General features: G+C 55.3%; 1 protein-coding gene. It reads left to right on the forward strand.

Translation table 11 applies throughout. The annotated features are described in order from the left end of the window. Positions 1-45: 45 nt before the first annotated feature. Positions 46-1,216: integrase arm-type DNA-binding domain-containing protein (locus J0I64_RS15590; RefSeq protein ID WP_291409882.1), on the forward strand; the 1,171-nt coding region annotated here is incomplete at its 3' end.

The following is a 1,216-nucleotide window of genomic DNA, read 5'->3' on the forward strand; positions in this document are numbered from 1 at the left end:
GCGAAAACCGTTTCAAAAACCGTTTCAAATTGCGAGGCTGTAGCTATGGCGACCCTCCGTATCCAACTCAATGACAAAGCAATCGTCCGGCTCCCGGCACCCGATAAGGGGCGCTACATTGTCCGTGACACTGATCTCAAGGGCTTCTTTCTCTTGGTGGGTATCAAGAAAAAGACCTTCATGATTCAGGGAGATCTTCGTGAGCAGGGCAAGCGCGCTTCTACTCTCCGACTGGCGATTGGAGATACGACTGAACTCTCCACGCGCGCCGCGCGTGCAATTGCAAAGGAGTATATCGTCCAGATCAGCCGTGGACTGCATCCTAAGTCCAATGAGCGCGTGGCCAAGGCATCGACGATCGCTGACCTGAAAGCAGACGAGGCTACGGGTGAAGATCTAAAGTCGGCTGGAATCACTCTGCGAGAGGCATGGAAGCGCTATCGACTTGCCATGGAGCGAAAGAACCGAAGCGAACGTACAATCGAAAGCTATCGCGACCACGTAGAGAGGGTATTTGAAGATTGGCTGGACACGCCGTTAATCCAACTCGGTGAAGACCCCGCTCAGGTTGCGACCAAGCACGACGCCATCTCCGAAAAGAACGGCCCTTATATCGCGAATGGGAGTATGCGAACATTTCGTGCAATCTACAATCACGCTCGCAAGACCAATCGCGATCTCCCCGCTGACAATCCGGTGGACAGCGTGGATTGGAATCATGAGAAGCGCCGGAACAGCGGCATGGGCCTGGCCGACCTCAAGGCATGGTTTGTCGAAGCTGCCAAGCTTGATAATCCGATCCGCCGCGAATTCCATCTGTTCACGCTGCTCTCTGCATCTCGGCCCGCAGCCCTTAAAGAGGCACGACTGGTCCATCTGGATCTCAAACGTCGGGTGCTTCACATTCCTCGACCGAAAGGCGGCGCAGACCGTGCCTTTGATATCCCTCTGTCTCGCCAGATGATTTCCTGCCTCATGCGGGTGATTCGTTTTGGGCGGTACATCCACCCGCTCGAAGCTAGGGATTGGCTGTTTCCCGCCGATAGTGCCGATGGCCATCTCGTTGAACAGAAGGAAGACCGGGAGGTGCTGTCGAAGTGGGGTAACGAATTGCGCCAGACATATCGCACTGTAGCAACCCCTGCGGGTGTCTCGGAGCTCGACGCACGTATGCTGATGAATCACTCGGTCCCGGGAGTGAACTCCGGCTATATCA

This window comes from Devosia sp., from assembly GCF_017307565.1.
Lineage (GTDB): Bacteria > Pseudomonadota > Alphaproteobacteria > Rhizobiales > Devosiaceae > Devosia.